We start from the raw sequence: 18,093 nt of genomic DNA, 5'->3' as shown, positions 1-18,093 counted from the left end.
TGCAGAAAAAAGGAGTCTGCCTGAATCATGACCGCACCTTCCATCATTCTTACCCGTCTTGACGTGCAGCGTCTTGAGCAACTGATCGACCGCTTGGGCGACGAGTTTCCCGGCGTCGAAGCGTTGCAAGCCGAACTCGACCGCGCCGAAGACGTGGTCGGTCACGATGAAGTGACTGCGGGTGTCGTGACCATGAACTCCAGCGTGCATTGCCGTGAGCAAAGCAGCGGCAAGGACTATCACCTGACGCTGGTCTACCCCAAGGACGCGAACGCCGACGAAGGCAAGATCTCGATCCTGGCTCCGGTAGGCAGTGCTTTGCTGGGGCTGCAAGTGGGCCAGCATATCGACTGGCCTGCACCGGGTGGCAAGACGCTCAAGCTGGAATTGCTCAGTGTCGAAGGCCAGCCCAAGGATGGCGGGGCTTTCTCGCTCTAAATCTGGCCCAGTGCGGCATTGAGGGACTGTTCCAGTTCGGCTTTGTAGCGCAGGTACAAATTGCTCGGGCTTTGCACATCACCGAGCAGTCCTGACAAGTCCAGATCAGTGATGTAGCAACGGTAACGTTCGGTTTCCCGGCGTTGCCCGACGATCTCCCGGGCGACCACGGCAAACAGTTGGTCGCCAAATTCCAGTTCGCAAAATTCCCGCTGATTGCAGTAAAGGGTGATCCCCACCTGGCCAGGCGCGCCTTTGCCGATAATTGCCTGCACGTCATAAAACGGCTTGTTGGCAGGGTTCTGCGGCGCCGGTCGTGGTTCCACGCCGCGGGCGCGGCTGCTGCCCGATGGCAATAACTGATAGTACAAGGTGTGCACTTCACCCAGGGGCTGTCGGGAATCCAGGGACGACAGCGCTTCGCGGCGATAGAGGATCGATTGCAGGAAGCGTTGCAGCGGAGCCAGCAGACTTTGTTCATCATGAAACGGCAAGCGCTGCTGCCAAAGCGCGTTGAATTCGTCGAGTACGTACAGCTGGGCGAAGCCTTCATTGACTCGATAGAACACTTGCACGCAATCGGCCTGGCCCATAGGCAGGAGCAGCGCCAGGTCATGGTCTTCCAGGGCCATGGCGTCAAGGTGCCAAGGGCTGTAGCTGGCCAGTTCCTCACTGAGGTAGGCAATCAGCGCGTCCTGGGTTGGCAGTGACACATGATTGGCCTGGCCCGGTGTCAGTTCCATGACGTGATAGTGCTGTTGCACCTGCAACAGGTAACGATGATTGCCTTGGCCAAGCAGCAGGTGTTGTGCGGTGTCGAACACCTCTTCTACACGCTGGGCAATGAACTGCGCACGGTTGTGGCAAAAACAACGCACTCGCAGCCGTGGCAGATGACCCAGCGGTAGTTGGTTGAGGTAATCGCGCAGGCAGTCGAGCAGGGCGTGGGGGCCGTCATAGCGGCTGACCATCACCTCGTTCCAGCTGTTGAGCATGACCTGGTCCAGGGTCAGCACCAGGTTTTCGCGTACACCGGCGTAGCTCAGGGAGTCGGTGCGCTCTGTTGTCATCAGGATATTCAGGTCGCGATGATGCTTGAGCGGGTCAACCCCGACGTTGATCAGCAACAGCACGTCTTCGGGTACTGCCGGGCGCAGCAAGCGGCTCTCATCGACACTGGCCAGGGGCAGGGCGATGGTCTGTTGCAGGCTGCCCAGCAGGTTGAACAACTCGAACTCGGTCATGTCGCTGACACCGGGGTGCAGCGCCAGGCGGGTACTGCTGTCGATCACGCCGTTGCGATGGCACCAGGTGAGCATTTCCAGCAGGTCGCGGCTGCGTTTGATCGGCGCGAAGTGCTCCCATTCCAGGGCCGTCAGGTTGCCGTTATACAAACCCCAATGGTGCTGGCCCGGCTCCTTGCGGTTGGGCGACTGCACCAGGGTCAGGGTGTCTTCGGCCAGGTCCGGGGCGATGCCTGGGTTAATGAACTCAACCTTGCCGGCCTTGCGTTCGAACGCCGCATACAAGCGCCGGCCCAGTACATTGAGGTCGCGTTTGTTGATCAGGCTGGCAGTCTGTTCGCTGCGGGCGAACTGGGTGAGGAAACGGTAGCTGTAGTTCAGTTCATTGACCAGAGCGCGGCGCTCGGAAGCAACCTGACGCACTTTCCACTGGCTGCGACTGTCCAGCAGGGCCAGTTGGCGCTGGTCCCAACCCCATTCCTGGGCCAGGCGTTCCAGCAGCAGTCGCTGCCAAGTGGGGGTGCGCTGGCCGGCGCTGAGCTTGCGGTTGATCTTCAGGTACAGGCTGCGTCGTACCAGTTCCAGGCGATCCGGCTCGTTGCGGGCCTTGAGGTATTCCTCGATGCGGCGATACACCACGATGTAAGGGTCCAGCTCATCCAGGTCCACTTGGTTGGCGAACACCGCTCGCTTGAAACGCAGGCTCAGGCAGTACACGTTCGGATGTTCGCTGGCGTAGACTTCGGTCAGCAGCAGCTTGAGCACCGATTTGTACGGTGACTCGATGCCCTTGAACAATTGCCACAGCCCGGCACCTATGAACTCGCCCGGCGGGATATGGGCCAAGTGACCCAGGTCGAGGGTTTCATCGGCGCGGATAAACCGCTTGGAAATCAGGGCGTGGGTAAATTCGGCGTAGCGCTTTTCTTCGTAGACCGGCACCAGCCACCAGATCGGCGTGCGCCCGGCCAGCCAGATGGCTGTGCGGTAGAACTCGTCCAGCAGCAGGTAGTGCTGGGTAGTACCGCAATCGTCGGAGCTTAGTTGCGTATCGCGTTCACCCAGGACAAAGCGTGTAGGTTCGATCAGGAAAAAATGCGCCTCGGCGCCCATGCTCAAGGCCCAGGCTTCCAGCAGTTGGCACTTCTTGCGCAGCTCTGCCAGTTCGCTTTCGTCCAGGTCGGGAGCGTGGCACACCCACACGTCCATATCGCTTTGATCGGCCTGGGCCAGCGTGCCGAGGCTGCCCATCAGGAACAGGCCGTGGATGGGGCGGGGCGGGTTGCCATGGCGCGGTTTATAGGAGAACGAGCGGGTCAGGCGTTGGGCTTCGGCCAGGGCCTGGGTGTCAGGTTCGAAATTCGACAGCCCCGCCGGGGTGCTGCTGGAGACATAGCCCGGCAACAGTGGGTGATTGACGTGGAAAAACAGCGGCAACAAAGTCAGCACGCCTTGTTGGCGCGGTGTCAGCCCCTCGACAGCCCGGGCCATGCGGCCCTCATTGAGGGCCATGAAACGCGCGCGCAACTGGGTCAGCACCTTGCGGTCGATGCCTTCGTCCAGATCGGGGCGGATTTCGTGGGTGCGGGTCATGTCGAACTCGGTGGCTCGCTGGGCCCGACGTGGGCAGCCATGCAGGAGTCTACAGACAGTAGCGTAGGAGTTTTAGAGGGAAGTGGATTTTTGGCGTCAGAATTTTTGCGCCACACAACAGCGCCCTCGGAGTCCGCAACGGGCGGACCCCATGGGCGGGATCAGGTGTCAGGCAGCTTCTTTGGTGTTGGCAGTGGTCAGAATGGTCAGCAGGGTTTGAGCCTGCTCTGCAGCATCCCGGCCAAGGCTCGTCAGGTAGCCCCCGTCCGGCTGATCGATCAGTCCTTTCGCATGGAGGCGCTTGGCAGCGGCGATGGCGGTAGGAGCGGCGGTCTGATGGACTTTCAAGCCCTCCTTGGTGCTGTCCAAGGGGAAGAGTACAAGGATTTCCAGTTCGGCAACCAACTCAGGGGTATACGACATAAGGACTCCAGACTTTCTAAAATTTATTAGAGGCTAGCAGGCCATAAGGTGAACGCACTTTGGCGGGCTGTCCAGTGAGAAAGTCGTAGGTATTGATATGGCGCAGATTTGTGGCGAGGAAGCGGGCTTCCCGGCCACGCCAAGGTTGGTTTCAGTTGTTTTCAGGCGGTAGCTCAGGAAGTGCTCGCAGCGCCGTTTCATACCATTGGGTATCGAAGGCACGGTCTTCTTCGAGCATCTTGTCTATCTCAACGGCCAGCACATGGGCCATGAGGTTCAAAATGTCTTCGCGCTCGTAACCTACCAGGGTCAGTTTATTGAAGGTGGCCTTGGCGGCAGGCGGGTTGTCGCTTTCGATCTGGTTTTCGATGGCCTGGGTCAGCGTGCTTTCGGTGAACTCTTCTTCGTCGTTATCAATATCGGTCGGCTCGCTCATGGCAGGCTCCTCAAGGAAAGGGTGCCAGTCTACCGCCATTCAGGCAGGTGATGCTGCTGGTCAGGCCGGGCGCCTGGAACTATAACTCTTGCAGCCAACCCCACACCCGGCCTGGAGGCATCTGCAATGCTCAAGCTCTACGGATTTTCAGTCAGTAACTACTACAACATGGTCAAGCTTGCACTTCTGGAGAAGGGGCTGGCTTTCGAGGAGGTGCCTTTCTATGCAGGCCAGACCCCCGAAGCCTTGGCGGTGAGCCCGCGAGGCAAAGTGCCGGTGCTGGGCGTCAAGCAAGGGTTTATCAATGAAACCAGCGTGATTCTGGAGTACATCGAACACACTCAGGAAGGCCCTTCATTGCTGCCGGCCGACCCTTTTCAACGGGCTCAGGTGCTGGCGCTGTGCCGTGAAATCGAGCTCTACATCGAACTGCCTGCGCGAGCGTGTTTCGCCGAGGCTTTTTTCGGCATGACGGTGCCGGAGGCGATCAAGGAGAAATCCAGGGCCGAGCTGCTGCTTGGGATCGGTACGTTAGGTCGGCACGGTAAGTTCGCGCCTTATGTGGCTGGGGAGAACTTCACCATTGCGGATTTGTATTTCATGTACAGCCTGAACCTGGCGTGCGGCGTGGGCGAGAAGCTGTTCGGGCTGGACCTGCTGGCGCAGTTGCCGCAGGTGAAGGCCTTGTTGGGGCGCCTGAATGAAATGCCCAACGCGCAGAAGGTCGAGGCGGACAGGCAGGCGGCGATGCCTGCATTCATGGCGATGATTGCGGCCAAAAGGTGAGCAAATGAGGGAGGGGGCTTGCTCCCGATGGTGGTGTATCAGGTAAGAAAATCTTAGCTGACCCACCGCCATCGGGAGAAAGCCCCCTCCCACAGTTTTAGCGGCTGGCGAGCAATTCTTTGCCGCGCACGACCGCTGCCTTGACCTGGGCCGGCGCAGTGCCGCCCACATGGTTGCGGGCATTTACCGAGCCTTCCAGGGTCAGCACGGCAAACACATCCTGTTCGATCTGGTCGCTGAACTGGCGCAGTTCTTCCAGGCTCATTTCCGCCAGGTCCTTGCCGGTGTCCACCCCGTATTTCACCGCGTGGCCGACGATTTCGTGGCAGTCACGGAACGGCAGGCCACGGCGCACCAGGTAGTCCGCCAGGTCGGTTGCCGTGGAGAAACCCCGCAGGGCTGCTTCGCGCATGATCGCGTGTTTGGGCTTGATCGCGGGGATCATGTCGGCAAAGGCGCGCAGCGAATCACGCAGGGTGTCCGCGGCGTCGAACAGCGGTTCCTTGTCTTCCTGGTTGTCCTTGTTGTAGGCCAGTGGTTGGCCTTTCATCAGGGTCAACAGGCCCATCAGCGCGCCGAATACACGGCCGCTCTTGCCGCGCACCAACTCAGGCACGTCAGGGTTTTTCTTTTGCGGCATGATCGAGCTGCCGGTGCAGAAGCGGTCCGGCAGGTCGATGAACTGGAATTGGGCACTGGTCCATAGCACCAGTTCTTCGGAGAAACGCGACAGGTGCATCATCGCGATACTGGCGGCGGCACAGAATTCGATGGCGAAGTCGCGGTCCGAAACGCCGTCCAGGGAGTTGCCGCCCACGGCGTCAAAACCCAGCAGTTGCGCGGTGTACTCGCGGTCGATCGGGTAGGTGGTGCCGGCCAGCGCAGCGCTGCCCAACGGCATACGGTTGGCGCGCTTGCGGCAATCGACCAGGCGCTCGTAATCGCGACTGAGCATTTCGAACCAGGCCAGCAGATGGTGGCCGAAGGTCACTGGCTGTGCGGTCTGCAAGTGAGTGAAGCCGGGCATGATGGTGTCCGATTCACGCTCGGCCTGCTCCAGCAAACCTTTTTGCAGGCGGGTGATTTCGGCCAGGATCAGGTCGATTTCATCGCGCAGCCACAGGCGAATATCGGTGGCTACCTGATCGTTACGGCTGCGGCCGGTGTGCAGTTTCTTGCCGGTCACGCCGATGCGATCGGTCAGGCGTGCCTCGATGTTCATGTGCACGTCTTCCAGATCGACGCGCCAGTCGAACGTGCCTGCCTCGATTTCACCGCGGATGGTGGTCAGGCCGTCGATGATGCTGTCACGCTCGGCGTCGGTCAGCACGCCGACCTTGGCCAGCATCGTGGCATGGGCGATGGAGCCCATGATGTCGTGGCGGTACAGGCGCTGGTCGAAGGTGACGGAGGCGGTGAAGCGCGCGACGAAGGCGTCGACGGGTTCACTGAAGCGGCCGCCCCAGGACTGGTTGGTCTTGTCGGTGCTCATGGATTCGCTCGTGATCTGCTTGAAAGAGGCATGAAGGTGTACCGGCGATAATAACAGGGTTGCCCGTGAAGGCGGTGCCGCGGGTGATCGGCAATTTTATTTGTGTCGTAGATGGCTAAGTGCCTTGCCGCCGAACGCATCCGGGACGAGACTGGAGATACGTACTTATTGAAACGATATTTGACGATTGAGCAATATCGTCTCAGTGAGCGTCTACAGTTGGACTGCTAGTGTGTGAATGCACCAAAGCCTGGTGATGCGGTCATAACCAGACTATCCATTAAACAGGGGGGTATTCGGATTGTGTATCAGTGAACCCTACGACGATGCCCGAAGGCAGCAGGTCTTGGGCGCTATTGAACAGGTCCGGGTAAATTTGGGTGCCGCTCTCAGGGCACTTTTTGCCGCTCGCGCTAGTCTTAGCGTGGATCGCTGTGACGCAAGTCACCGCACCTGTCTACGCTATCCTTGTGCGAGACTCACGCAGGAATCCAGCGCAATATGAATGTCCTGATCGTTGATGACGAACCCCAAGCCCGCGAGCGACTGAGCCGTCTTGTCAGTGAACTCGAGGGTTATACAGTCCTTGAACCGAGTGCCACCAGCGGTGAGGAGGCATTGACGCTGATCGACAGCCTCAAGCCGGACGTGGTGCTGCTCGATATCCGTATGCCGGGCTTTGATGGCCTGCAAGTCGCTGCCCGCCTGAGCGAGCGCGAATCGCCACCTGCCGTGGTGTTGTGCGCGGCCCAGGAAGAGTTCTCTGCACAGACGCTGGAAGACAGCGGTGTCAGTTTTCTCGTCAAGCCGGTCACTGCCGAGGCCTTGCTCAAAGCCTTGAAAAAAGCCGAGCGTCCCAGCCGTACCCAACTTGCCGCACTGACCCAGCCTGCGGCCCAAAGTGGTAACGGGCCACGTAGCCACATCAGTGCGCGCACCCGCAAAGGCATCGAGCTGATCCCGCTCAACCAGGTGGTCTACTTTATTGCCGATCACAAGTACGTGACCCTGCGCCACGAAGCCGGCGAAGTGCTGCTGGATGAGCCGCTCAAGGCCCTTGAGGATGAATTCGGCGATCGCTTTGTGCGTATCCATCGCAACGCGCTGGTAGCCCGCGAGCGTATCGAGCGCTTGCAGCGCACACCCCTGGGGCACTTTCAGCTCTTCCTGAAGGGGCTCAATGGCGATGCGCTGATCGTCAGTCGACGCCATGTCGCCGGCGTGCGCAAGATGATGCAGCAGCTTTAGCCCGAGGGCTGGAGCGCGGTCTGCCTTCCTTATCCCGGTGCGATGTGGCCAGGGAGGCCCCGCACTTGCTGATTCAAATCAAAGCGTATTTGCCTGAGCTGTTATTATCCGCCGTATCTATTCAGTACGGATTGATCCATGTCCTCTCGCGAAATCCGCATCGCCACCCGTAAAAGCGCCCTGGCCTTGTGGCAGGCCGAATACGTCAAAGCACGCCTTGAGCAGGCTCATCCGGGCCTCAAGGTATCCCTGGTGCCCATGGTCAGTCGCGGCGACAAGCTGCTGGACTCACCCCTGTCGAAAATCGGCGGCAAGGGTCTTTTCGTCAAGGAGCTGGAAACTGCGCTGCTGGAAAACGAAGCCGACATCGCTGTGCATTCGATGAAAGACGTGCCCATGGACTTCCCTGAAGGCCTGGGCCTTTTTTGCATCTGCGAGCGCGAAGATCCGCGTGATGCCTTTGTTTCCAATACCTACGCGTCCCTGGATGACTTGCCGCTGGGCAGCATCGTCGGCACCTCCAGCCTGCGTCGCCAGGCTCAGTTGTTGACACGTCGGCCCGACTTGCAGATTCGCTTTTTGCGCGGCAACGTCAATACGCGCCTGGCCAAGCTGGATGCCGGCGAATATGACGCGATCATTCTTGCCGCCGCCGGCTTGATCCGCTTGGGCTTCGAAGATCGCATCACATCGGCCATCAGTGTCGAAGATAGCCTGCCCGCCGGCGGTCAGGGCGCAGTCGGCATCGAATGTCGGACCGTCGACAGCGAAATCCACGCACTGCTCAAGCCCCTCGATCACGCCGATACCGAAGTTCGTGTGACCGCCGAGCGCGCCCTGAACAAACACCTCAATGGCGGCTGCCAAGTCCCCATCGCCTGCTATGCCGTACTCGAAGGTGAGAACCTGTGGCTGCGTGGCCTGGTGGGGGATCCGGATGGCGGTACCCTGCTGACCGCCCAGGTGCGTGGGCCGCAACGAGATGCCACGGCCTTGGGGATTCAGGTTGCCGAGGAATTGCTGGACAAAGGCGCCGGTGCCATTTTGCAAAAAGTCTATGGCGAGGCCGGTCCGCAGTGACCGACTGGCGAGTGCTGCTGACGCGGCCTGCCGAGGAGTCGACAGCCCTGGCGGCTTTATTGTCCCAGGCCGGTATATACAGTAGCTGTCTGCCGTTGCTGGAGACGCAAGCGTTAGCGGTCACGGCTGAGCAACAAGCGGTGTTTGACGCGTTGCAGCGTTATTGCGCGGTCATTGTTGTGAGCAAGCCGGCCGCGCGCCTGGCGCTGCAACGGTTGGGGAATGCCGTGCCGCCAATGCCGTGGTTCAGCGTCGGTGCGGCGACGGCGCAGATCCTCGCCGGTCATGGCCTCGACGTTCATTATCCCGCCACTGGCGATGACAGCGAGGCCTTGCTTCAATTGCCTGCATTGCGCGAGGCTATCGCACAGCCGGGCGCCAAGGTGCTGATCCTGCGTGGCGAGGGCGGCCGCGAGTTGCTGGCAGAGCGTTTGCGCGAGCAAGGTGCTAGTGTCGACTATCTGGAATTGTATCGGCGTTTTCTCCCGGTCTACGAGACGGGTGCGCTGATGCAACGCATCCGGTTGGAACGCTTGAACGGCCTGGTGGTCAGCAGTGGGCAGGGTTTTTTACACCTGCAAGCCCTGGCGGGCACCGATTGGCCACAGGTGGCACAGCTGCCGTTGTTCGTGCCCAGCCCGCGCGTCTATGAGATGGCGCGGGCCGCTGGCGCAAAAAAAGTTGTGGATTGTCGCGGCGCGAGTGCCGCGGCTTTGTTAGTGGCGTTGGGGAGCTATCCCGTTCCCACTCTCTGATACGCAAAGGACGGATACGTGAGCGAAACAGCCTTGCCTAAAGATGAAGCTCAGCCCGCGCTTGATGCGCCGGTCGAGACACCGGTCACCGCGCCGCGCCGTGGCAATGGCCTGGCGGTCGTCGCCTTGCTGCTAGGGGCTGCTGGCGTAGCTGCTGGCGGCTGGGGGATCTGGCAGGTCCGCGCCCTTCAAGCCAGCAGCCAACATCAATTGAGCCAAGTGCAGACCCTGGATGACCAATCCCAGAGCCTCAAGCAAAGCCAGCAACAGTTGGCCGCCCGTCTGGCGCAATTGCCGGGTGCGGACGAGCTGGAAGAGCGCCGCCGCCTGGTTGCCCAGTTGCAGGGCGATCAGCAACGCCTGAGCCAGCGCCTCGAAACGGTGTTGGGCGCCAGCCGCAAGGATTGGCGCCTGGCCGAGGCGGAGCATCTGATCCGTCTGGCCAGTTTGCGTTTGTCTGCCTTGCAAGACATCAACAGTGCGCAGTCGCTGGTCCAGGGCGCCGACGAGATTCTTCGCGAGCAGAGCGACCCAGGGGCTTTCACCGCCCGTGAGCAACTGGCCAAGAGCCTTGCCGCATTGCGCAGCACTGAGCAACCAGACCGCACCGGCCTGTACCTGCAACTGGCGGCCTTGCGTGACCAGGTCGTGCAACTGGCGGCGATTGCCCCGGAGTATCAGCTTACGGAACCTGCTTCCCAAGGGCGCCCCACCAGCGATACGCAGAACCAGTTGAGCCAGTGGTGGGAACAGATTTCCCGCTATTTCCGCATCGACTTCAACCCGGATGACAATATCCGGCCATTGTTGGCAGGCCAGGGTTTGAACCAAGTGCGCCTGGCCTTGAGCCTGGCGCTGGAGCAGGCGCAGTGGGCCGCGCTCAACGGCGAGTCGGCGGTATACAGCCGCTCGCTGGGCGAAGCGCGCAGCGTATTGCAAGACAACTTCAATCAGGACAACCCGCAGAGCAAGGCGATGCTGGCGCGTATCGCTGAACTTGAGCCCAAGGCCGTGTCGGTGGTGACGCCGGACCTGGCTGCGAGCCTGGCCGCCGTGCAGGCTTACCTTGAACGTCGTCATCTGTCTGCCGACGAAGCCAAGGCCGCGGCCGGCAAACCGGCGACCCAGGAGTAGAGCTGATGAAGCGTTTCTATGTGATCCTGGTGCTGGCGATTGCAGTCGCCCTCGCACTGGCCGTGGGTATTTCGAAACACACCGGCTACGTGCTGATTACCTATCCGCATTTGCTGCATTACGAGTCAAGCCTGTGGGCTACCCTGGTGGCGGTGTTTGCCATCGGCCTGGCGATCTACCTGGTTCGTGTGTTGCTGAGCCTGATCACCACCTCCGGTGGCGTGGTCAATCCATGGTCGCGACGCAACCGCAGCCGCCGTGTGCAGATCGCGATCGAGCAAGGCCAGATGGACCTTGCCGAGGGCCGCTGGGCCAGTGCCGAGCGCCACTTGCACCGTGCTGCCGAAGCAGAGCGTCAGCCGCTGCTCTATTACATCGGTGCTGCCCGTGCGGCCAATGAGCAGGGCCGCTATGAGGAATCCGACGGCTTGCTGGAGCGCGCCCTGGAGCGCCAGCCCCAGGCGGAATTGGCCGTAGCCCTGAGCCATGCGCAACTGCAGATGGACCGCGGCGATACTGAAGGCGCCCTGGTTACGCTTCAGGCGATGCACGAGCGTCACCCGCATAACGCGCAGGTACTCAGGCAGCTACAGCGCCTGCATCAGCAGCGTGGCGATTGGTCGTCGGTGATTCGCCTGCTGCCTGAGCTGCGCAAGGACAAAGTCTTGCCCGCCAGTGAGCTGGCCGAGCTGGAACGTCGTGCCTGGGGCGAAAACCTGAGCCTGGCTGCCCAGCGTGAGGAGCAGGGCGAGGCGGGCTTGCAGTCTCTGGAGCGTGCCTGGGAGCAACTGACTTCGGCCCAGCGCCAGCAGCCACAATTGGTGCTGGCCTATGTCGACCAGTTGCGTCGGCTAGGCGCGGATGCAAAGGCCGAGGAAGTGCTGCGTGGTGCCCTCAAGCGCGACTATGACAGCCATCTGATTCGGCTGTATGGCCTGTTGCGTGGCAGTGACCCGGCGCGCCAGTTGAAGTTTGCCGAAGGCTGGCTCAAGGACCATCCGGGCGATGCCAGCTTGCTGCTGACGCTTGGCCGTCTGTGCCTGCAAAACAGCCTGTGGGGCAAGGCGCGGGACTATCTGGAAAGCAGCCTGCAAGTTCAGCGCAACCCCGAAGCCTGTGCCGAATTGGCCCGCCTACTGGCCCAACTGGGCGACACCGAGCGCAGCAACCAGCTGTTTCAGGAAGGTCTGGGGCTGCTCGACAATCGTCTGTTGTCCTCGCCTCTGCCAGTACCCGCGCGTATTTGAAGTAGGAAAGGGTGAATGGATTGGCTCGGATCTATCCGACACCCGATCCTTAAAACCCCAATAAACACTCGGTATAACTGACGTGATGACTAATTCCTACTTGTTGTAACTGGATTTCCGCCATGCCTTGGCGGAATGTCCTTGCTTCTTCGCGGAATTGTCTGCTCCGGGGCGTCTTGAAAGGGGTCGGGCCTTTCCTCTACCGTAGCGACCTATCTCTTGCAGTGCGGATAAACAATGTCTTTGGCCCCTTTACGCTCCTTGTTTTTGCTGGCGTTCATGGCGGGTGCGCTGACGTTGGGCGCGTCCTTCTATCTGGAATACGGCGCGTTGCTACAGCCTTGCTTTCTGTGCCAGGTACAACGTCTGCTTCTGGCCACTTTTGCGCTGATCAACCTGATGGCCGCCCTTCATAATCCCGGGCGTTCCGGCCTTTGCCTGTATGGGCTGGCGAGCACCGTGTGTGCATTATTGGGTGCCATCACTGCCGGGCGCCAAGTGCTATTGCAGAATATTCCGTCAGGTGCGGGCCGGGATTGCTGGCCCAGCCTGCACTACATGATCGAAAACCTGTCGTTCTGGCAGGCGGCGCGGTCAGTGTTCAACGGGACTGTCGATTGCGTTGAAATCAACTGGACGCTATTTGACCTGAGCCTGCCGGAGTGGAGCCTGTTGTTCTTTGTGGCGATGTTGATCCTGGGTGTCATGCAATGCTCGCGGCTGTTGTTCAGTAAGCATTTGCGCATCACAACGTCATGAAAACGGGACGCGCGTTGTAGGAGGGGATTAAACACTTGTATGAACATTCTCTCCTGCGTACCTTGAAGCCATAGTCCTGCGGGCATAATCTGGCCCGCACGCGTATCCAAACCATTTGTCAGACGCGGCTTTGTTCGACTGCTGCTTAATCCTTCAAGTGTTGCGCAGGTACAGAGCAGCAGCGCCCCTATAGGGAAGAGAGATCATCATGCTGGAAAGTTGTCAGAATGCTCAGGAACGTTGGGGTGGGGTGCACAAGCTGATCGACAGCTGGCTGAAGGCACGCCACGAACTGGTTCGGGCCTTTGATGCTCTCGGTGCCAAGCCCGAAGCGCTAAGCGAGAACCGCAAGCCATTGCAGGAATTCTGCGGCCTCTTGGTGGATTACGTCTCGGCGGGGCACTTCGGTGTCTACGAGCAGTTGACCAAGGAGGCCGAGGCCTTCGACGATCAACGTGGCCTGGACTTGGCCGAGACGATTTACCCGCGCATCGACGTCATCACCGAGAAGCTGCTGGCCTTCAACGACCTGTGTGATGCCGGTAAGTGTGTTGCAGAAAAATTCAAAGAGCTGGGCGGTTTGCTTCACGAGCGTTTCGAGCTGGAAGACTGCCTGATCGAAGTGCTGCACAACGCTCACAAGGAAGAGTTGACGGCCAAGGCCTGACTCGCCGCAACACAAAAAAACGGTGCGCATTGCGCACCGTTTTTCGTTTGGGCTCAGGTGCCCGCGGCGAGCAACTCGATCTCGAATACCAGTGGCGTATAAGGCGGGATCAACTCGCCGGCACCATCAGCGCCATAGGCTTGGTTGGATGGAATCACCAGGCGCCATTTCGCGCCCACCGGCATCTGTTGCAACGCACTGCGCCAGCCGCTGATCACACTGTCCAGACGAAACCACTGCGGCTGCGTGCTCTTGTCGAAGACGGTCCCGTCGGGTAATCGCCCCACGTAATTCACTTGCACGCGATCATCGGCCGCCGGTTTTTTCCCGCTGCCGGGGGTCAGTTCGGTCAGTAGGATGCCGTCTGCCAATTCGCGCACACCAGTTTTGGATTTCTCGCTGGCCAAAAATTGTTGCTCGGCCGCGAGTGCCTGTTCACTTTGTGGCGCCCGATTGTCTGGCGCGTTTTGCGCTTCGCGCTGGGCGAGGATCTGTTCGATGCGGGTGTCGTCCAGGGCCAGTGGCTTGCCTTGGTAGGCCTGTTTGAGTCCGTCGATCAGCGCCTCCATCGGCAGGCCCGGCATCTCCTGGCGCAGGCGTTCACCCAGGCTTGCGCCTAGGCTGTAGGCCAGGTCGTGGTCATCTTTGGACGGGGATTTCTCGCTCGCATTGGCCACTGAAAGCACCACGCTCAACACTAAAAAAAGGTAACGCGACATGGGCGTTCTCCAGCCGAAAGTGCGACGGATTATGCCAGTGTGAGTGCGTAAAAACTGGTGAGCATTTGCGTTATATCGATAAGAATTTTCGTGCCGTGCAACGCAAGCCCAACGATACTGTCAACATGCGCTAGCGGCGGTAAGAGCAGAGGGCTAGTATGAGCCGCACCCACGTCAGCCAGGAGGTAAACCATGTCGGCCAAACAGAAGCCTGTAAATACCCCGTTGCACTTGCTCCAACAACTTTCGGGCAGCCTGCTCGAACATCTGGAAAGCGCATGTTCCCAGGCGTTGGCCGATGCAGAAAAACTGCTCGCCAAACTGGAAAAACAACGCGGTAAAGCGCAAGAAAAGCTGCACAAGTCCCGTACCAAACTGCAAGACGCCGCTACTGCCGGCAAGTCCAAGGCGCAAGCCAAAGCCAAGGGCGCAGTCAAAGAACTTGAGGACCTGCTGGATGCCCTCAAGGATCGTCAAGCTGAAACCCGCAGCTACATTTCCCAACTCAAAAAAGACGCTCAAGAAAGCCTGAAGCTGGCCCAAGGCGTTGGTCGTGTGAAGGAAGCCGTAGCTAAAGCGCTGGGGGCTCGTACACCCGCAAAAGTTGCAGCCAAGCCCGCTGCCAAAACCGCTGCTGCCAAACCGGCAGCCAAGCCAGCCGCTAAAACTGCAGCCGCGAAACCGGCAGCCAAGCCAGCCGCTAAAACTGCAGCCGCGAAACCGGCAGCCAAGCCAGCCGCTAAAACTGCAGCTGCCAAACCAGCAGCCAAGCCAGCCGCTAAAACTGCAGCCGCGAAACCAGCAGCCAAGCCAGCCGCTAAACCTGCAGCCGCGAAACCAGCAGCCAAGCCAGCCGCCAAACCTGCTGCCGTCAAACCAGCAGCCAAGCCAGCCGCCAAACCTGCTGCCGCGAAACCAGCAGCCAAGCCAGCCGCTAAACCTGCTGCTGCCAAACCAGCAGTCGCCAAGCCAGCCACTCCAGCGGCACCGGCAGCATCCACCGCTCCAACCGCATCGGCCAGCACCACGCCTGCACCGGTAGCGCCAAGCACCACCCCAGCCAGCGCTTCCTAAGCGTCTGTGGCCGCGACGCGCAGCGCCTGCAGCGCGTCGTGGTCAAGGTTGGCGGCTTCGGTCGCCAGGCCTTCAAGCCATTCGTACTGACCCACCACCTCATTGATCGGCCATGCCTGCGCCAAGGTTTCCAGGCGCGCCAGCAGTGTTCGTTCAGCCTCCAGCTCCAGGGCTTTGACCCGCTCGCGCAACGATGCCAGCTGCGTATCCTGCTGCGCCAGGGCTCGCCATTGCACGCGCAGGTATCGCAACGGTTCGACAACCTGCACCCGCCACGGACGGGCAAGCTGTTGCAGCGCCTGCACCCGCTCAGGTGTATGTGCCACACCGCGCCGCTCCAGCCAGGCACCACACAGCAGCAGGCACACATCCGCGCCTTGTTCCTGCAAACGCAGGCAAGCGGCCTCTACACCCGGGCGAGCGTAGGTAGAAAGGGCAAAGCTCCACAGGTCAGCGCACATATTCACACCCAAGCCAGCGGCCAACGAAGCTGGTAGACTCCGCCGCCATTATGATCCGACTTCAAAGCCTAACATTACAGCGTGGCCCGCAACGTCTTCTCGAAGACGCCGAGCTGACCCTGCACGCCGGTCACAAAGCCGGCCTGATCGGTGCCAATGGCGCCGGCAAATCCACGTTGTTCGCCTTGCTGCTCGGTGAGCTGACCCCGGATTCCGGGGACTGCCTGCTGCCGGCCGACTGGCGCATCGCCCATATGCGCCAGGAGATCGACACCCTGGACCGCATCGCGATCGACTACGTGCTCGATGGCGACCTGCGCCTGCGCCAGGTGCAACACGACCTCGCCGAAGCCGAAAAAGCCCAGGACGGTGCCGCCCAGGCCCGCCTGCACGCCGAGCTGGACAGTGCCGACGGCTACACCGCCGACGCCCGTGCCCGCAAAATGCTCGCTGGCCTTGGCTTTACCAACGAACAGATGGACCGCCCGGTCGCCGACTTCTCCGGCGGCTGGCGCATGCGCCTGAACCTGGCCCAGGCACTGATGTGCCCCTCGGACCTGTTGCTGCTCGACGAGCCGACCAACCACCTGGACCTCGATGCGATCCTGTGGCTGGAAGACTTCCTCAAAAGTTACCAGGGCACCTTGCTGCTGATTTCCCACGACCGGGATTTCCTCGACGCCGTGGTCGACAACATCGCCCACGTCGAACAGAAGAAAATCACCCTCTACCGTGGCGGCTATACCGCGTTTGAACGCGCGCGCGCCGAACGCCTGGCCCAGCAGCAACAGGCCTTTGAAAAGCAACAGGCGCAACGTGCGCACATGGAAAGCTACATCGCCCGCTTCAAGGCCCAGGCCACCAAGGCCCGCCAGGCCCAGAGCCGCATCAAGGCGCTGGAGCGCATGGAAGAACTGTCGGCGGCCCACGTCGATTCGCCGTTCGATTTCGTGTTCCGTGAGTCGGTGAAGATTTCAAGCCCCCTGCTCGATCTGTCGGACGCTCGCTTGGGCTACGGCGACAAGACCATCCTGGAGAAGGTCAAGTTGCAGCTCACGCCGGGTGCACGCATTGGCTTGCTCGGCCCCAACGGCGCGGGCAAGTCGACGCTGATCAAGAACCTGTCGGGTGAGCTTGAGCCACTGGCTGGCCGCCTGACCCGTGGCGAGAACACGGTGGTGGGCTACTTCGCCCAGCACCAACTGGATTCGCTCGATGCCAAGGCCAGCCCGCTGTTGCACCTGCAACGCCTGGCGCCCACCGAGCGCGAGCAGACCTTGCGCGATTTCCTCGGCGGTTTCGACTTCCGTGGCGCACGCATCGACGAGCCGGTGCTGAATTTCTCCGGTGGTGAAAAAGCCCGCCTGGCCCTGGCCCTGATCGCCTGGGACCGTCCGAACCTGCTGCTGCTCGACGAACCGACCAACCACCTGGACCTGGAAATGCGCCTGGCACTGACCATGGCCCTGCAGGAGTTCAGCGGTGCGGTACTGGTGGTGTCTCACGATCGCCACCTGCTCAAGAGCACCACCGACAACTTCCTGCTGGTGGCCGACGGCAAGGTCGAAGAATTCGACGGCGACCTGGACGACTACGCACGCTGGCTGACCGATTACCGCCTGCGCAATGCGCCGGCCAGCAACACCCCGGTCAACCCGGACAAGACCGACAAGAAAGCCCAGCGCCAGGCCGCCGCCGCGCTGCGCCAGCAGCTGGCGCCGCACAAGCGTGAGGCCGACAAGCTGGAAGCCGAGCTGGGCAAGGTGCACGAGCGCCTGGCCAAGATCGAAACCAGCCTGGGTGATAGCTCCGTGTACGAGGCGGCGCGCAAGGATGAGCTGCGTGACCTGCTGGCCGAACAGGCCAAGCTCAAGGTGCGCGAAGGGCAATTGGAGGAAACCTGGATGGAGGCCCTCGAACTGCTCGAAACCTTGCAAGCGGAGCTGGAGGCGCTGTCCTGATGGAAGCGTTGCAACTGCCGGTACCGGCGCAATGGGTCGAGCCCGTATGGATCGGCGTGCAAATCCTGCTGATCCTGCTGGCCGGCTACCTGGCCCAGCGCTTCGTCGCCAAGGGCCTGACGCGCCTGGGTGAGCGTTACCCGTTCCCGCCGCAACTGCTGATGCCCCTGCGCGGCGGCTTGCGCTGGCTGATCATGGGCAGTGCGCTGATCTTTGTGCTGGGGCGCCTGGGGGTGTCTGCCACGGTGTTGTGGACGGCGCTGTCAGGGTTTGTCGCGGTAGCGGCAGTGGCGTTCTTCGCCATGTGGTCGGTGCTGTCCAACCTGTTGTGCGCAATTCTGATCTTCACCGTCGGGCCGTTCCGCCTTGGGGATATTGTCGAGCTGGTGGACACCGTCGACAAACCCGGCGTGAAGGGCAGGGTCGTGGCGATCAACCTGCTTTACACCACATTGATCGAAGTAGAAGAAGCCGGGACCAGCAGCGCGATGGTGCAAGTGCCTAACAGCTTGTTCTTTCAGCGCTCGGTGCGCCGTTGGCCTGGCACCCATGTATTTCCGGGCGACCGCTAGCGTT

General features: G+C 60.7%; 18 protein-coding genes. 12 read left to right on the top strand and 6 right to left on the bottom strand.

Annotated elements, in window-relative coordinates; translation table 11 throughout:
• Positions 1-27: 27 nt before the first annotated feature.
• Positions 28-438: a nucleoside diphosphate kinase regulator gene (rnk, locus tag FW800_RS12210; RefSeq protein WP_005792442.1), complete on the top strand. Its 411-nt coding sequence runs from the start codon at positions 28-30 to the stop codon at positions 436-438.
• Here the strand turns inward: rnk and FW800_RS12205 are convergent.
• The 3 genes from FW800_RS12205 to FW800_RS12195 all read right to left on the bottom strand — a co-directional run bounded on the left by FW800_RS12205 (position 435) and on the right by FW800_RS12195 (position 4,134).
• Entirely contained in the window at positions 435-3,275 is a 2,841-nt protein-coding gene (locus tag FW800_RS12205; RefSeq protein WP_446437724.1) for a class I adenylate cyclase, read from the bottom strand. The two genes, rnk and FW800_RS12205, sit on opposite strands and share 4 nt — an antisense overlap.
• A gap of 168 nt (positions 3,276-3,443) precedes the next feature.
• A complete protein-coding gene (locus FW800_RS12200) occupies positions 3,444-3,698 on the bottom strand; it encodes a TIGR02647 family protein (protein WP_014720451.1) in 255 nt (84 codons plus the stop codon).
• Between the two features lie 151 nt (positions 3,699-3,849).
• Complete coding sequence (locus FW800_RS12195) at positions 3,850-4,134, bottom strand: hypothetical protein (RefSeq protein WP_103734172.1); 285 nt, start codon at positions 4,132-4,134, stop codon at positions 3,850-3,852.
• Positions 4,135-4,260: 126 nt separating this feature from the next.
• On the opposite strand from FW800_RS12195, the gene FW800_RS12190 reads away from it, so the two are divergent.
• Positions 4,261-4,920, top strand: coding sequence for a glutathione S-transferase family protein (locus FW800_RS12190; RefSeq protein WP_032878779.1), 660 nt, complete (start codon positions 4,261-4,263; stop codon positions 4,918-4,920).
• A gap of 97 nt (positions 4,921-5,017) precedes the next feature.
• Here FW800_RS12190 and argH read toward each other — a convergent pair whose 3' ends face one another.
• Positions 5,018-6,412, bottom strand: coding sequence for an argininosuccinate lyase (gene argH, locus FW800_RS12185; RefSeq protein WP_005792438.1), 1,395 nt, complete (start codon positions 6,410-6,412; stop codon positions 5,018-5,020).
• A 501-nt stretch (positions 6,413-6,913) separates the two neighbouring features.
• Between argH and FW800_RS12180 the strand changes: the two genes are divergently transcribed.
• The 7 genes from FW800_RS12180 to rsd all read left to right on the top strand — a co-directional run bounded on the left by FW800_RS12180 (position 6,914) and on the right by rsd (position 13,302).
• On the top strand, positions 6,914-7,660 hold the full coding sequence (locus FW800_RS12180; RefSeq protein WP_446437723.1) for a LytR/AlgR family response regulator transcription factor: 747 nt from the start codon (positions 6,914-6,916) through the stop codon (positions 7,658-7,660).
• Positions 7,661-7,798: 138 nt separating this feature from the next.
• Positions 7,799-8,740, top strand: a complete 942-nt coding sequence (hemC, locus tag FW800_RS12175) for a hydroxymethylbilane synthase (RefSeq protein ID WP_032878783.1) — start codon at positions 7,799-7,801, stop codon at positions 8,738-8,740.
• Positions 8,737-9,495: a uroporphyrinogen-III synthase gene (locus tag FW800_RS12170; RefSeq protein ID WP_446437722.1), complete on the top strand. Its 759-nt coding sequence runs from the start codon at positions 8,737-8,739 to the stop codon at positions 9,493-9,495. Before hemC ends, FW800_RS12170 begins: the two co-directional genes overlap by 4 nt.
• 18 nt (positions 9,496-9,513) lie before the next feature.
• The gene (locus tag FW800_RS12165) at positions 9,514-10,629 is read left to right on the top strand and encodes a uroporphyrinogen-III C-methyltransferase (protein WP_032878787.1); all 1,116 of its coding nucleotides are present in this window, start codon (positions 9,514-9,516) and stop codon (positions 10,627-10,629) included.
• A gap of 5 nt (positions 10,630-10,634) precedes the next feature.
• A complete protein-coding gene (locus FW800_RS12160) occupies positions 10,635-11,876 on the top strand; it encodes a heme biosynthesis HemY N-terminal domain-containing protein (protein WP_446437721.1) in 1,242 nt (413 codons plus the stop codon).
• Between the two features lie 237 nt (positions 11,877-12,113).
• Positions 12,114-12,635 (top strand): disulfide bond formation protein B, encoded by a 522-nt coding sequence (locus tag FW800_RS12155; RefSeq protein WP_078822616.1) that lies wholly within the window; start codon positions 12,114-12,116, stop codon positions 12,633-12,635.
• A gap of 208 nt (positions 12,636-12,843) precedes the next feature.
• Positions 12,844-13,302 carry a sigma D regulator gene (rsd, locus tag FW800_RS12150; RefSeq protein WP_446437720.1) on the top strand — a complete coding sequence of 153 codons (459 nt, stop codon included), beginning with the start codon at positions 12,844-12,846 and terminating at the stop codon, positions 13,300-13,302.
• A 53-nt stretch (positions 13,303-13,355) separates the two neighbouring features.
• Here the strand turns inward: rsd and FW800_RS12145 are convergent, their stop codons facing one another.
• The gene (locus FW800_RS12145; RefSeq protein ID WP_446437719.1) at positions 13,356-14,021 is read right to left on the bottom strand and encodes an FKBP-type peptidyl-prolyl cis-trans isomerase; all 666 of its coding nucleotides are present in this window, start codon (positions 14,019-14,021) and stop codon (positions 13,356-13,358) included.
• Between the two features lie 192 nt (positions 14,022-14,213).
• Between FW800_RS12145 and FW800_RS12140 the strand changes: the two genes are divergently transcribed.
• Complete coding sequence (locus FW800_RS12140) at positions 14,214-15,095, top strand: AlgP family protein (RefSeq protein WP_446437718.1); 882 nt, start codon at positions 14,214-14,216, stop codon at positions 15,093-15,095.
• Here the strand turns inward: FW800_RS12140 and FW800_RS12135 are convergent.
• On the bottom strand, positions 15,092-15,556 hold the full coding sequence (locus FW800_RS12135) for a TIGR02444 family protein (protein ID WP_032878795.1): 465 nt from the start codon (positions 15,554-15,556) through the stop codon (positions 15,092-15,094). The genes FW800_RS12140 and FW800_RS12135 overlap by 4 nt on opposite strands.
• 50 nt (positions 15,557-15,606) lie before the next feature.
• On the opposite strand from FW800_RS12135, the gene FW800_RS12130 reads away from it, so the two are divergent.
• The gene (locus FW800_RS12130; protein WP_078822612.1) at positions 15,607-17,517 is read left to right on the top strand and encodes an ATP-binding cassette domain-containing protein; all 1,911 of its coding nucleotides are present in this window, start codon (positions 15,607-15,609) and stop codon (positions 17,515-17,517) included.
• Entirely contained in the window at positions 17,517-18,089 is a 573-nt protein-coding gene (locus FW800_RS12125) for a mechanosensitive ion channel family protein (RefSeq protein WP_005792426.1), read from the top strand. Before FW800_RS12130 ends, FW800_RS12125 begins: the two co-directional genes overlap by 1 nt.
• Positions 18,090-18,093: the final 4 nt, after the last annotated feature.

Source organism: Pseudomonas sp. 910_23 (assembly GCF_052850795.1).
The sequence above is the reverse complement of the archived record's forward strand: the minus strand, read 5'-3'. Positions and strand labels throughout refer to the sequence as shown.